The sequence below is a fragment of the Variovorax sp. 05T418 genome, assembly GCF_056396385.1.
On record NZ_JBFTLJ010000028.1, the window covers coordinates 18070 to 30278 of the forward strand.

At 70.5% G+C, this 12209-nt stretch carries 12 protein-coding genes; 6 read left to right on the forward strand and 6 right to left on the reverse strand.

What is annotated here, in order from left to right; translation table 11 throughout:
- Window positions 1-14 precede the first annotated feature (14 nt).
- Entirely contained in the window at window positions 15-2153 is a 2139-nt protein-coding gene (gene glyS, locus AC1DMS_RS30880; RefSeq protein WP_436037184.1) for a glycine--tRNA ligase subunit beta, read from the reverse strand.
- Between the two features lie 3 nt (window positions 2154-2156).
- Window positions 2157-3062 (reverse strand): glycine--tRNA ligase subunit alpha, encoded by a 906-nt coding sequence (gene glyQ, locus AC1DMS_RS30885; protein ID WP_062367296.1) that lies wholly within the window; start codon window positions 3060-3062, stop codon window positions 2157-2159.
- 249 nt (window positions 3063-3311) lie between these two features.
- Between glyQ and AC1DMS_RS30890 the strand changes: the two genes are divergently transcribed.
- Genes AC1DMS_RS30890 through AC1DMS_RS30900 form a run of 3 tightly spaced genes read left to right on the forward strand, consistent with a single transcriptional unit; the run spans window position 3312 to window position 5927 of the window.
- Complete coding sequence (locus tag AC1DMS_RS30890; protein ID WP_062367295.1) at window positions 3312-4277, forward strand: diacylglycerol/lipid kinase family protein; 966 nt, start codon at window positions 3312-3314, stop codon at window positions 4275-4277.
- Window positions 4274-5098, forward strand: coding sequence for a metallophosphoesterase family protein (locus AC1DMS_RS30895; protein ID WP_436037186.1), 825 nt, complete (start codon window positions 4274-4276; stop codon window positions 5096-5098). Before AC1DMS_RS30890 ends, AC1DMS_RS30895 begins: the two co-directional genes overlap by 4 nt.
- Before the next feature lie 10 nt (window positions 5099-5108).
- On the forward strand, window positions 5109-5927 hold the full coding sequence (locus tag AC1DMS_RS30900) for a phosphatase PAP2 family protein (protein ID WP_436037188.1): 819 nt from the start codon (window positions 5109-5111) through the stop codon (window positions 5925-5927).
- A 6-nt stretch (window positions 5928-5933) separates the two neighbouring features.
- Here AC1DMS_RS30900 and AC1DMS_RS30905 read toward each other — a convergent pair whose 3' ends face one another.
- Window positions 5934-7004 carry an asparaginase gene (locus tag AC1DMS_RS30905; RefSeq protein ID WP_015867509.1) on the reverse strand — a complete coding sequence of 357 codons (1071 nt, stop codon included), beginning with the start codon at window positions 7002-7004 and terminating at the stop codon, window positions 5934-5936.
- Between the two features lie 151 nt (window positions 7005-7155).
- Here AC1DMS_RS30905 and AC1DMS_RS30910 point away from each other — a divergent pair, with 151 nt between their 5' ends.
- The gene (locus AC1DMS_RS30910) at window positions 7156-7839 is read left to right on the forward strand and encodes a TetR family transcriptional regulator C-terminal domain-containing protein (RefSeq protein ID WP_015867510.1); all 684 of its coding nucleotides are present in this window, start codon (window positions 7156-7158) and stop codon (window positions 7837-7839) included.
- Between the two features lie 13 nt (window positions 7840-7852).
- Here the strand turns inward: AC1DMS_RS30910 and AC1DMS_RS30915 are convergent, their stop codons facing one another.
- A complete protein-coding gene (locus AC1DMS_RS30915; protein WP_015867511.1) occupies window positions 7853-8572 on the reverse strand; it encodes a carbonic anhydrase in 720 nt (239 codons plus the stop codon).
- 122 nt (window positions 8573-8694) lie between these two features.
- Between AC1DMS_RS30915 and AC1DMS_RS30920 the strand changes: the two genes are divergently transcribed.
- On the forward strand, window positions 8695-9552 hold the full coding sequence (locus AC1DMS_RS30920; RefSeq protein WP_015867512.1) for a hypothetical protein: 858 nt from the start codon (window positions 8695-8697) through the stop codon (window positions 9550-9552).
- A gap of 18 nt (window positions 9553-9570) precedes the next feature.
- On the opposite strand, the gene AC1DMS_RS30925 is transcribed toward AC1DMS_RS30920, so the two are convergent.
- Window positions 9571-10515, reverse strand: a complete 945-nt coding sequence (locus tag AC1DMS_RS30925) for a LysR family transcriptional regulator (RefSeq protein WP_436037192.1) — start codon at window positions 10513-10515, stop codon at window positions 9571-9573.
- A 110-nt stretch (window positions 10516-10625) separates the two neighbouring features.
- On the opposite strand from AC1DMS_RS30925, the gene AC1DMS_RS30930 reads away from it, so the two are divergent.
- Complete coding sequence (locus tag AC1DMS_RS30930; RefSeq protein ID WP_015867514.1) at window positions 10626-11849, forward strand: MFS transporter; 1224 nt, start codon at window positions 10626-10628, stop codon at window positions 11847-11849.
- Window positions 11850-11856: 7 nt separating this feature from the next.
- Here AC1DMS_RS30930 and AC1DMS_RS30935 read toward each other — a convergent pair whose 3' ends face one another.
- A complete protein-coding gene (locus AC1DMS_RS30935) occupies window positions 11857-12144 on the reverse strand; it encodes a hypothetical protein (RefSeq protein WP_015867515.1) in 288 nt (95 codons plus the stop codon).
- Between the last annotated feature and the right edge of the window lie 65 nt (window positions 12145-12209).

Genomic DNA, 12209 nt, shown 5'->3' on the forward strand with positions numbered 1-12209 from the left:
CGCCGGGGGGATGATCAAGCAGCCAGCCGCTCGAGCTGCGCCACGCGGTTCATCGCGGCGTGCAGCGACATCAGCAGGCCCAGCCGGTTCAGGCGCAGGTCGGCCTGTTCGGCGTTGACCATCACGCCGTCGAAGAACGCATCGACCGGCTCGCGCAGCGCGGCCAGGGTCTGCAGCGAAGCGGTGTAGTCGCCGGCATCGAACTGGGCGTTGGCCGCGGGCACGACCTCGGCCATGGCGGCATGCAGCGCCTTCTCGGCGGGCTCCTTCAGCAGCAGCTCGCTGACGTGCGCGTCGGCCTCAGGCGCCTTCTTGAGGATGTTGCCGATGCGCTTGTTGGCGGCGGCCAGCGCGGCGGCCGCGGGCAGTGCGGCAAAGGCGCGCACCGCCGCCAGCAGCTTGGGCACTTCGCCCAGGCGCTGCGGCCGCGGCGCCAGCACGGCGTCGACTTCCTGCGCGCTGGCGCCCTGCTCGCGCAGGCTGCCGGCCAGGCGGTCGAGGATGAAGTCCTGCAGCTCGGCCGTGGCCTTGCCGGTGTCGAAGCCGTCGATGTCCTTGAACTGCGCGGCGGCGTCCTGCAGCAGCGCGTCGAGCTTCAGCGGCAGGTCTTTCTCGATCAGCATGCGGATCACGCCGAGCGCATGGCGGCGCAGCGCGAAGGGATCGCGGTCGCCGGTGGGCAGGTTGCCGATGCCGAACATGCCGACCAGCGTCTCGAGCTTGTCGGCCAGCGCGACCACCAGGCCCACACTGTTGCGCGGCAGCTCGTCGCCGGCAAAGCGCGGCTTGTAGTGGTCTTCGATCGCGTCGGCCACCTCGGCAGAGAGGCCGTCGTGCAGCGCGTAGTAGCGGCCCATGGTGCCCTGCAGCTCCGGGAACTCGCCGACCATGTCGGTCACCAGGTCGGCCTTGGCCAGCTGCGCGGCCTGCACGGCATGCGCGATGAGCGCGGCGCCGCCGAGCTTTTCGGCGATGCCGCGCGCAATGCGCATCACGCGTTCGACGCGCTCGCCCTGGGTGCCGAGCTTGTTGTGATAGACCACCTTGCCCAGCGATTCGACGCGCGAGGCCAGCGACTTCTTGCGGTCCTGGTCGAAGAAGAACTTGGCGTCGGCCAGGCGCGGACGCACCACGCGCTCGTTGCCGCCGACCACCGCGCTCGCATCTTCCGGGCTGATGTTGCTGACCACCAGGAACTTGTTGGTGAGCCGGTTCGAGGCGTCCAGCAGCGGAAAGTACTTCTGGTTGGCCTTCATCGTGAGGATGAGGCACTCCTGCGGCACCTCGAGGAATTCGCGCTCGAAGCTGCAGACCAGCACGTTGGGCCGCTCGACCAGCGCGGTCACTTCGTCGAGCAGCGCGTCATCGTGGATGGGCACGGCAGCGCCGCCGACCCGCACGGCCGCGGCCGCGAGCTGGCGCGCGATCTCGGTGCGGCGGGCTTCGAAGCTCGCGATGACCGCGCCCTCGTCCTGCATCTGCAGCGCATAGCTGTTGGCGTCGCGCAGCACGACCGGATCGACGGCCGCCTCGAAGCGGTGGCCGTGGGTCTCGCGGCCGGCCTTCAGGCCGAGCGCCTCGACTGGCACCACGGCATTGCCATGCAGCGCCACCAGGCCATGCGCGGGGCGCACGAAGCTCACGCTGCTCCAGCCGGGCAGCTCGCAGCCGCTTTCGAGCTGGTAGCTCATCACCTTGGGAATCGGCAGCTTGGCAATGGCTTCGGCCAGCGCCTTCTGCAGGCCTTCGGCCAGCGTTGCGCCCTTGGCGGTGCTTTCGTAGAACAGCGCTTCGGCCTTGCCGTCCATCGCGCGCTTGAGGCCGGGCACGGCCGAGGCGTCGGCGCCCAGCGCGGCCAGGCGCTTCAGCAAGGCGGGCGTGGGCTGGCCCGAGGCATCGAGTCCCACGGCCACGGGCATGAGCTTTTGCGAGACGGCCTTGTCGGCGGCGCGCTCGGCCACGTGCGTGAGGTGCGCAGCGAGGCGGCGCGGCGACGCGTAGGCCGTGAGCACCGAGGCGGGCTCGGCGAGCCCCTGGGCCACGAGCTGGTCGCGCAGCACGCCGGCGAAGGCATCGCCGAGTTTCTTCAGCGCCTTGGGCGGCAGCTCTTCGACGAAGAGTTCGACCAACAGGTTCTTTTGCACGCTCGTCATCGCTCAGGCCGCCTTCTTCGTGATTTGTGCAACCCACTCGCGAGGCGCCATCGGAAAACCGAGCCGCTCGCGGCTCTCGTAGTAGCTCTGCGCCACGCTGCGCGCGAGGTTGCGGATGCGGCCGATGTAGGCCGCGCGCTCGGTCACGCTGATGGCGCCGCGCGCGTCGAGCAGGTTGAAGCTGTGCGCGGCCTTGAGCACCTGTTCGTAGGCCGGCAGCGCGAGCTGCTCGGTCATGAGGTGCCTGGCCTGCTTCTCGTGCGCCGCGAAGGCGGTGAACAAAAACTCGGCGTCGCTGTGCTCGAAGTTGTAGGTCGACTGCTCGACCTCGTTCTGCTTGTAGACGTCGCCGTAGCTCAGGCCGTCGGTCCAGGTGAGGTTGTAGACGTTGTCCACGCCCTGCAGGTACATGGCCAGGCGCTCCAGGCCGTAGGTGATCTCGCCGGTGATCGGCTTGCAGTCGATGCCGCCGACCTGCTGGAAATAGGTGAACTGCGTCACTTCCATGCCGTTGAGCCAGACTTCCCAGCCCAGGCCCCAGGCGCCGAGCGTGGGATTCTCCCAGTCGTCTTCGACGAAGCGGATGTCGTTTTTCTTCAAGTCGAAGCCCAGCGCCTCGAGGCTGCCGAGGTACAGCTCCAGGATGTTGCTGGGCGCCGGCTTGAGCACCACCTGGTACTGGTAGTAGTGCTGCAGGCGGTTGGGGTTCTCGCCGTAGCGGCCGTCCTTGGGGCGGCGGCTGGGCTGCACGTAGGCGGCCTTCCAGGGCTCGGGGCCGAGTGCGCGCAGGAAGGTGGCGGTGTGCGAGGTGCCCGCGCCCACTTCCATGTCGTAGGGTTGCAGCAGCGCACAGCCCTTGTCGGCCCAGTACGACTGCAGTTTGAGAATGATTTGCTGGAAGGTCAACATGAAGCAGGCCGGCGTGACCGGGCGTTGGACGGTAGCGCGATGAAGCACCGCGAAAGCAGACGATTTTACGGGCGGAGGGCCGCTCTCCCACAGCAAGCCGGCATGCCGGCCGCCTGCGCGGACCGGCCGGCCGTGCGACAACCGCGGGTCAGGGGCGCGCACCGTGCTTTTCCCGGGCTTCCTGTCCCCCGCGCCCGAACTTTCGCAGCCCGCCGGGCTCTTCCCCTCCTTTTTCCGGTTTCCATCGACATGCAGCCGTCTCCCCTCGGTCCGAACTCCCCCTTGTTCGTCGTTCTCAACGCCGGTTCCGGCAGCGCGGACGCCGCCGAAACCCGCGAAATCATCGAGCAAGGCTGCGCCGCGGCCGGCCGCAGGCTGCGCATCTTCCTGGTCGACGAACGCACGACGGTGCAGGCGCTGGCGCGCGAGGCGGTGGAGCGCGCCCGCGCCGTGGACGGCGTGGTGGTGGCCGCGGGCGGCGACGGCACCCTCAACACGGTGGCGCGGGCCACGCTCGGCAGCGGGCTGGCCTTCGGCGTGCTGCCGCAGGGCACCTTCAACTATTTCAGCCGCGCCCACGGCATTCCGCGCGACACGGCGCAGGCGCTGCAGGTGCTGCTGGACGAGCAGCCGCGGCCGGTGCAGGTGGGGCTGGTCAACGACCGCATCTTCCTGGTGAACGCCAGCATGGGCCTGTATGCCGAACTGCTGGAGGAACGCGAAAGCTACAAGGTGCGCTACGGCCGCAGCCGCTGGGTCGCGTTCTTTGCCGGCCTGCTCACCGTGATGCGCGGCCACCGGCACTGGAACCTGCGCATCGCCTCGCACGGGGTGGAGCGCGACATCCGCACGACCACGCTTTTCGTGGGCAACAACCCGCTGCAGCTGCTGCAGGTGGGCATCGCGCATGCCGATGCACCCGAGAACGGCCAGCTGGCCGCCGTGGCGCTGAAGCCGGTGGGCGTGCTGGCCATGCCCGGCCTGCTGGTGCGCGGCGCGCTCGGCCGGCTGGGGAACGCCGACGAGGTGCTGAGCTTTCCGTTCGAGTCGATGACGGTGAAGGCCGGCCGCCTGCACCCGCCGCGCCGCGTCAAGGTGGCCACCGACGGCGAGATCGCCTGGGCCGAGATGCCGCTGCTGTTCCGGGTCTCGCCCGAACCGCTGTGGCTGGTACGGCCCGACGTCGCGCCCGAGTTGGAGGCCGCCAAGCAATGAGCTGCCTGCTGCAGATCTCCGATACGCATTTCGGCACCGAACAGCCCGAGGTGATGGCCGCGCTCGAGCGGCTCGCGCAGGCCCTGGCGCCGCAGGTGGTGGTGCTCTCGGGCGACATCACGCAGCGCGCCACGCGCAGGCAGTTCGCGGCCGCACGCGCCTTCGTCGACCGGTTGGCCGCACCGGCCGTGATAGCGATTCCGGGCAACCACGACATTCCGCTGTTCCAGCTGGGGGCGCGCCTGTTCTCGCCTTATGGGCGCTACGCCGGCGCCTTCGGCACCGACCTGGAGCCGGTGTTCGAATCCGCCGACTGGCTGGTGGTGGCGGTCAACACCACGCGCTGGTGGCGGCATGCGGACGGCGAGGTCTCGCCGGCGCAGATCGAGCGGGTGGCAGCGCGGCTGGCGGGCGCCCTGCCTTCGCAACTGCGCGTGGTGGTCACGCACCAGCCGGTGATGGTGACGCGGCAGGAAGACATGCGAAACCGGCTGCACGGGCGCGAAGCCGCCGTCGCGCGCTGGTGCGCAGCCGGCGCGGACCTGATCCTGGGCGGCCACATCCACCTGCCGTTCGTGCGTTCGCTGCACGGTGCGTACGCCGGCTGCCCGCGCACCGCATGGGCGGTGCAGGCCGGCACGGCGGTGTCGTCGCGCGTGCGCGCGGGCCATCCCAATTCGGTGAACGTGCTGCGCCTGGGCGCGCCGGAAGACGGCCGCGTGTGCCAGGCCGAGCGCTGGGACCATTCGGCCGCCGACAAGGCCTTCGTGTGCGCCAAGGTTTTGCAGCTTCCGCTTGCCAGCGCCGGGGCGCCCGCTTAGGGTGCGCCGCATGCCGATGGAAGCCCCTGCACTCGTTCTTCTCGCCCGCCAGCTGGGCGAGCATTCACTGGCCTGGTTCGCCGGCGCCTTCGCCGTCTCGGTGCTCGGCGCCGGCCTGGCCTGCCGGGCATTGCAGCGGCGGCGCCTCAGGAGATCGTCGAACGAAGAACCCGATGAACCGCGGCTGGCCGCCGGGCTGGCCATCGGCTTCCTCTCGATCCTCGGGGCGGCCAGCCTGGTGGCATACATCGCATCGAAGCTCGGCGACGGGCGCCTGCTGGGCCTGGCCGACCAGGCGCTGGCCGATGCCATCGGCGAGCACCTGCCGTGGGCGGCGCTGGTGGCTTTCAGCTGGCTCACGCACCTGGGCGATGCCGAACTGCTGGCGCCGGTGTGCGTGGTGGTGGCGCTGCTGCTGTGGCGCCGCGCGCACCACGGCCTGGCGCTGGGCTGGGTCATGGCGCTCGGCGGCATCGTGCTGCTGAACCCGGCGCTCAAGCGCATCTTCGCGCGCGCGCGGCCGCTGCACGACCACGGGCTGGCGCTGGAGACGAGCTACAGCTTCCCGAGCGGCCACAGCGCGGGCGCGATCGTGAGCTACGGCATGCTGATGTACTTGGCGCTGCGCCTGCTGCCGGCGCGCTGGCATGTGCCGGCGGCCATGGCGGCCGCCGCCGCCATCGTCACCATCGCGTGCAGCCGCGTGTTCTTGCAGGTGCATTTCGCAAGCGACGTGGCGGCCGGCCTGCTGACCGGCCTGGCCTGGCTGCTCGTGTGCGTGGGCAGCCTCGAATACGCGCGGCACCGCAAGCGCCGCGCCGCGCGCTAGGGCGGGTCAATACTCCCAGAAGATGCGCTGCAGTTCTTTCGTGTCGCTGGTCTTGGTCAGCGCCACCATCGCCAGGATGCGCGCCTTCTGCGGACGCAGGTCGTGCGCCACCACCCAGTCGTACTTGTCGTCGGGCTGTTCGGCATTGCGGATCACGAAGCCGTCGGGCACGCGCGAGCTGCGGATGATGATTGCGCCGTCGGTGCGCGCCTTCTGCAGGTTGGGCACGATGCGGTTGGCCACCGAGCCATTGCCCGTGCCGCCGTGGATGATTGCCTTCACGCCGCTCTTGGCCAGCGCGTCGATGGCGATGGACGAGACGCCCTCGTAGCCCATCGCGATCTCGACCGGCGGCAGCGCGGTGATGGCGTCGATGTCGAACTCCGAACTCATGGTGTGGCGCTTGACCGGCGCGCGGAACCAGTAGTTCTTGCCCTCGACCACCATGCCGAGCGGGCCCCACTGGCTCGAGAAGGCGCTGGTCTTGATGTTGACGTTCTTGCTCACGTCGCGGCCGCTGTCGATGTTGTCGTTCATCGTCACGAGCACGCCCTTGCCCGCCGCGTCCTTGCTGCCGGCCACGCTGACGGCGTCGTACAGGTTGAGCGCACCGTCGGCGGAAAGGGCCGTGCCCGGGCGCATCGAGCCGACCACCACGATCGGCTTGCTGGTGTGCACGGTGAGCGTGAGGAAGTAGGCGGTTTCCTCGAGCGTGTCGGTGCCGTGGGTGATGACGATGCCGTCCACGTCCGCCTGCTTCGACAGCGCCGAGACGCGCTTGGCCAGCGTCAGCAGGTTGTCGTTGGTCAGGCTTTCGGAAGCGACCTGGAACACCTGCTCGCCGCGCACGTTGGCGATCTTGGAGAGCTCGGGCAGGCCGGCGATCAGCTTCTCGACGCCGACCTTGGCGGCCGCGTAGGTGGCGCTGTTGACGGCCGAGGCGCCGGCGCCCGCGATGGTGCCGCCGGTGGCCAGGATCACCACATTGGGCAACGCCTGCTGGGCTTGCGCCAGGGCGCTGGCCGCGAGCAGTGCGGCACCGGCCGCGAAGGCGCGGAAACGGGGGGAAAGGTACATGAAGGAACTCCTTTGTTGGGACGAAATTCTGGAAGCGGCGAGAAGATACATGAACCGTGCCCGCATGCCCTCCGCTTCCATGCCGGCATGGCATGCGGCCATGCGCCAAGGATTACCATCGCCGGGCGCACCGCCGCATATCCGCCATGCCATGAACGCCGATCCCGCCGCCCTGTCCCCCAGCACCGCCCAGGAAATGCCCGCCCCCGACGGCCCGCTGTCGCGCGCGCGGCCGGGGCGCGAACGCATCATGGCGGCGATCCGCACCGCGGCCGTGGCCGAGTTCAGCCTGCATGGCCTCAAGGGCACCTCCACCCAGGCCATTGCCGCGCGCGCCGGCCTCACCAAGCCCCAGCTGCACTACTACATCGCCGGCAAGGAAGAGCTCTACGAAGAGCTGCTGATGCAGGTGCTGCATGCCTGGAAGGTGGTGTTCTCGTTCGAGGACGCCAGCGACCCGGCCACCGTGCTGGGCGACTACATCCGCAAGAAGCTCGACCACGCCTTCGACAACCCCGAGATCTCGCGCATCTTCACGCGCGAAGTGCTCGACGGCGGCCGCAACCTCGACCGCTACTGGCCCAACGCGCAGGCCTGGACGCAGAAGAAGGTCGACATCATCAACGGCTGGATCGCGCGCGGGCAGATGCGCCCGCTCGATGCGCGCCTGCTCCTGATGCACATCTGGGCCATGACCCAGAGCTACGCCGACTATGCGATCCAGACACGCGTGATGCTCGGCCTGCCGCCCGACGCGCCGATCGACCGCGAGCCGATCGCGCGCGAGCTGGTGGCCTTCGTGCTGGGCGGCTGCGGCATCGGCAGCCAAGCCTAGCCGCAGGCCTTCGTCAGACCATGCTGACCCGGCCGGTCGCCAGGTCGTAGATTCCGCCGACGACCTTGACCGCGCCGCTCGCGGCCATGCCGCCGAGGATGGGCGCCGACGTGGCCAGGCGCGCCACGCTCTGGCGCACGTTCTGCTCGGTGGCCGCCTGCAGCAGCGAGGCGGGCTCGCGGCGCGATGCGGCTTCCACGGCCGGGCGGATCGACGCGACCAGCCCCGGCAGGTGCCCGGGCAGCACGGCGTTTTCCTGCAGCACCTTGATGGTGGCCGAGATGGCGCCGCAGTTGCTGTGGCCGAGCACCATGATGAGCGGCACGTCGAGGAACTTGGCCGCGTATTCCATGCTGGCGATGCCATCGTCGTTGACGAAGTTGCCGGCCAGCCGCACCACGAAAAGATCGCCCGGGCCCTGGTCGAAGGCCAGTTCGGGCGCCACGCGCGAATCCGCGCAGGCAAGGATCGCCGCGAACGGCTTCTGGCCCGAGGTGCGCGCCACGCGGCCCACGCTGAAATCGCGCTGCGTCTGCCGGCCCTGCGAATAGCGCAGATTGCCCTGCACCAGCCGCTGGAGCGCGGCATCGCCGCCGATGCGGTTGTCGGGCAGCGGCGTGTCGGCCGCGAACGCATCGGCGCCGGACGCCAGGGCGGCCAAAGCGGCCGCGCCGCCCAGCAGCCGGCGGCGCGAGGTTGCCGGCAGCGCGGCGGAAGATTGGCAGTCACACATGAGGAACTCCGTTCTTGGTGGTTGTCGAGTTCGCCGGGTCTCCCGGCAGGAAATGCCGGGCTTTCGCACTGGCGCGCGAATTGTTACGCTATGTATCGAGAACAACAAAGTCCAAACATTGCATGGATTTCCTGCCGCCGCCCGAGCTGGCGCTTTCGATCTCCTACGAAGCCCGCGCCCAAGCCGTGGCGCTCTATTGCGACGCGATCGTGCGCATGCACTGGGGCGAGCGGCTCATCAACAAGATCTTCGGCCGCGCGATGCAGTCGCACGCCGCGGGCCGCATCGTGGTGCAGCACTACCGCTGGAAGGAAGAGGGCGCCGAGCGCCCCACGCTGGCGCTGCTGCAGCGCCACGCGAGCCGCGGCACGCGCACGCTGGCCAGCTTCGTCGCCGTGCTGCGGCTCACGGGCATGGTGGCGGCCGAGGCCGATCCCGGCGACCGCCGCGTGCGCTACCTGGTGCCGCAGGAGCGGCTGATTGCCGGCCTGCGCGCCTGGATCGCCCACCACCTGCGCTGCTGCGAGGCGCTCGGCCTGCTGGGCGCCGGCCATGCCGACAGGCTGACGGACGACGCCGCCTTTTTCTCGGCCTTCGTGAGCCGCGCCGGCACCATCCTGGACCAGGTGGCGCTGCACCGCGGCCGCTTCGGCGGCTGGAGCTGGTTCGACGAGCGCGACGGCGGCGGCCGGGTCGCGATGCTGCTGCTGCGCGACCACTTCAAGGCCAACCCAGTGGCAGGCTCGCCCCCGGCGGCCTTCCCGCTGCGCGCACGCGAACTCGCCGAGGGACTGGGCCTGTCGCACTCGCACGTGCGCGGCATGCTGAAGGAGGCGACGGAGGCGGGCCACCTGGCGCATGACGCGGGACGCGCGCAGCTGCGGCTCACGCCGCGCTTCCTGGACGAAGCGACGAGCTGGCTGCTGCACTTCCTGTCGTGGTTCGCCGATGCCGCGCATGCGGCGCGGCGGGCCGGCTGAGGCCGCCGCCGGCCGCGTTCAGGCCGCGCCCGCCTCCCAGGTGCGGCCTGCCGGATCGGCCAGCGCGAGCCGCATGGTCTCGATGAAGCGGCGCAGGCGCGCCGGCTGGAAGCGCGACGGCGGATAGATCAGGTACACCGGCAGCGGCGCCACATGCCATTGCGGCACCAGCTGCACCAGCCGGCCGGCGGCAATGTCCTCGTTCACCAGCCAGGCCGAGGCCATGCAGGCACCCAGGCCCATGCGCGCCGCGCTTTGCAGCGCATAGAGGCTGTCGGTGCTCATGCGCGGGCGGATCGGCACGCGCGCGACCTCGCCGCTCGGGCGGTGCGTGAGCAGCACCTCATTGCGATAGAAGGTGCGCAGCGCGAGCCACGGCAGTTCGGCCAGCTCCGACGGATGCGCGGGCGGCGCGCGCCCAGCCAGCACCGAGGGCGCGGCGACCACCACGCGCGGCACTTCCGAGAGCTTGAGCGCCACCGCCAGGGTGTCGGTCACCTCGCCGACCTGGATCGCGCAGTCGACGCCTTCGGCGATGAAGTCGGGCCGGCGGTCGTTCAGCAGCCATTCGACCGACACGCGCGGATAGGCCCGGAGGTAGTCGGCCAGCGGACCGACCAGCAGCAGCTGGCCCAGCGCATGCGGCGCCACCACGCGCAGCGTGCCTTCGGGCTCGTCGCCCACGCCGCGCAGGTCGGCCTCGAAGGCGTGCCAGTCGGCGAGCAGCTCCCGGGCGCGCTCGTAGCAGCGCTCGCCATCCTCGGTGAGCTTCATGGCGTGCGTGGACCGGCGCAGGAGCCGCACGCCCAGCGAGCGCTCCAGCGCCTGCAGGCGGCGGCTCACGGTGGGCTGCGTCGCGCCCATCTGGAGCGCGGCGGCCGAAAGGCTGCCGGCCTCGACGATATGGACGAAGGTCTGCATCAGTTCGATGCGGTCGGCGGCGGGAGAGGAGAGAGTCGACATGGCTTGCTTTATTCGCTTGGCGTATAGGCATTGTGCGATTCTCGAGACTACCAAGCCAAACCCTAAGCGTGCACATTTCAGTCATCGCTCGATATTCAAGGGTTAACACCATGTCTTCCATTCAAAATATGCATGCATCGGCTGGCGCCGCGCCGGAGGGGCGCAGCCTGCCGGGATCGCTGGTGCTGCTGCTGGCCACGGGTGCGGGCCTGTCGGTGGCGTCGCTCTACTACGCCCAGCCGATGCTCGGCGTGCTGGGCGCGGACATCGGCGCCTCGCCCCGCTCGGTGGGGCTCATTCCCACGCTCACGCAGCTGGGCTACGCACTCGGCATCCTGCTGCTGGCGCCGCTGGGCGACCGCTTCGACCGGCGCCGCATCGTGCTGGCCAAGGCGGCCGCGCTGTGCGCCGCGCTGCTGGTGGCCGGCGCCGCGCCGTCGATCGGCGTGCTGCTCGCGGCCAGCCTGGCGATCGGCCTGGCGGCCACCATGGCGCAGGACATCGTGCCCGCGGCCGCCACGCTGGCACCCGAGGCCTCGCGCGGCAAGACGGTGGGCACGGTGATGACCGGGCTGCTGCTGGGCATCCTGCTGTCGCGCGTGGTGAGCGGTTTCGTGGCCGAGCACTTCGGCTGGCGCGCGATGTTCATCGCGGCCGCGGCCAGCATCGCGCTGATCGGCGCGGCCGCCTGGCGCGGGCTGCCGCGCTTCCGGCCCACCACGCACCTGGCCTACGCCGCGCTGCTCGGCTCCCTGGGCACGCTGTGGTCGCGCCACGGCATGCTGCGCCGCGCCGCGCTGGCCCAGGCGCTGCTGGCGGTGGGATTCAGCGCGTTCTGGTCGACGCTGGCCGTGATGCTGCATGGCGCCCCCTTCCACCTGGGCAGCGCGGCGGCGGGCGCCTTCGGCCTGGCCGGCGCGGCCGGCGCGCTGGCGGCGCCGCTGGCCGGCCGGCTGGCCGACCGCCGCGGGCCCGAGCTGGTGACGCGGCTGGGCGCCGGGCTGGCGGTGCTGTCGTTCGCGGCCATGGGCCTGGCACCGCTGATGGCGCCGCAGGCGCAGCTCTGGCTGCTGGCGCTGGCCGCGGTCGGCTTCGACCTGGGCATGCAGGCGGCGCTGATCGCGCACCAGACCATCGTCTACGGCATCGAGCCCGGTGCGCGCAGCCGGCTCAACGCGGTGCTGTTCACCAGCATGTTCATCGGCATGGCGGCCGGCTCGGCGCTGGGTGCGCTGGCGCTCGCGCAGTGGGGCTGGGCCGGCGTGACCGGGCTGGCGACCGCCACGGCCGCCGCGGCGCTGGCGGTGCGGCTCTGGCCGCGCAAGGCCAGGTAGCGTCGGCTCACCTTGAGCCCGCTGCGCAGCACGGCTTGAATTCGACGGTGGGGCCGAAGGCAGTGTCGATGACCCGGGTACGCGATTCCGCCTGCAGGTCTTCTCCGCCGCCGCCACCGGCCGCCGCGGCGCCGATGCGCCGCACTTCCTCGGACTGCGCCTCGTCGAGCGGCGCCTTGCCATGGGCGCGCGGCAGCATGACGTAGACGGCGAAGAGCGCGGCGTTCACGACGAGCGCCAGCGCGATCACCTTCTCGTAGACGGAAGAAATGCTCTGTGCATGGCGCGGTTGCATATGGCTCTCCTGCGCATCGGTGCGCACTGGCGGCAAACATAGGCGATCGGCGCCGCCGCCGCGTC

Bases quoted from the DNA above. Each gene is read 5' to 3' on its own strand.
- glyS (WP_436037184.1), bottom strand. From the start codon at position 2,153: ATGACGAGCGTGCAAAAGAACCTGTTGGTCGAACTCTTCGTCGAAGAG.
- glyQ (WP_062367296.1), bottom strand. From the start codon at position 3,062: ATGTTGACCTTCCAGCAAATCATTCTCAAACTGCAGTCGTACTGGGCC.
- AC1DMS_RS30890 (WP_062367295.1), top strand. From the start codon at position 3,312: ATGCAGCCGTCTCCCCTCGGTCCGAACTCCCCCTTGTTCGTCGTTCTC.
- AC1DMS_RS30895 (WP_436037186.1), top strand. From the start codon at position 4,274: ATGAGCTGCCTGCTGCAGATCTCCGATACGCATTTCGGCACCGAACAG.
- AC1DMS_RS30900 (WP_436037188.1), top strand. From the start codon at position 5,109: ATGCCGATGGAAGCCCCTGCACTCGTTCTTCTCGCCCGCCAGCTGGGC.
- AC1DMS_RS30905 (WP_015867509.1), bottom strand. From the start codon at position 7,004: ATGTACCTTTCCCCCCGTTTCCGCGCCTTCGCGGCCGGTGCCGCACTG.
- AC1DMS_RS30910 (WP_015867510.1), top strand. From the start codon at position 7,156: ATGAACGCCGATCCCGCCGCCCTGTCCCCCAGCACCGCCCAGGAAATG.
- AC1DMS_RS30915 (WP_015867511.1), bottom strand. From the start codon at position 8,572: ATGTGTGACTGCCAATCTTCCGCCGCGCTGCCGGCAACCTCGCGCCGC.
- AC1DMS_RS30920 (WP_015867512.1), top strand. From the start codon at position 8,695: ATGGATTTCCTGCCGCCGCCCGAGCTGGCGCTTTCGATCTCCTACGAA.
- AC1DMS_RS30925 (WP_436037192.1), bottom strand. From the start codon at position 10,515: ATGTCGACTCTCTCCTCTCCCGCCGCCGACCGCATCGAACTGATGCAG.
- AC1DMS_RS30930 (WP_015867514.1), top strand. From the start codon at position 10,626: ATGTCTTCCATTCAAAATATGCATGCATCGGCTGGCGCCGCGCCGGAG.
- AC1DMS_RS30935 (WP_015867515.1), bottom strand. From the start codon at position 12,144: ATGCAACCGCGCCATGCACAGAGCATTTCTTCCGTCTACGAGAAGGTG.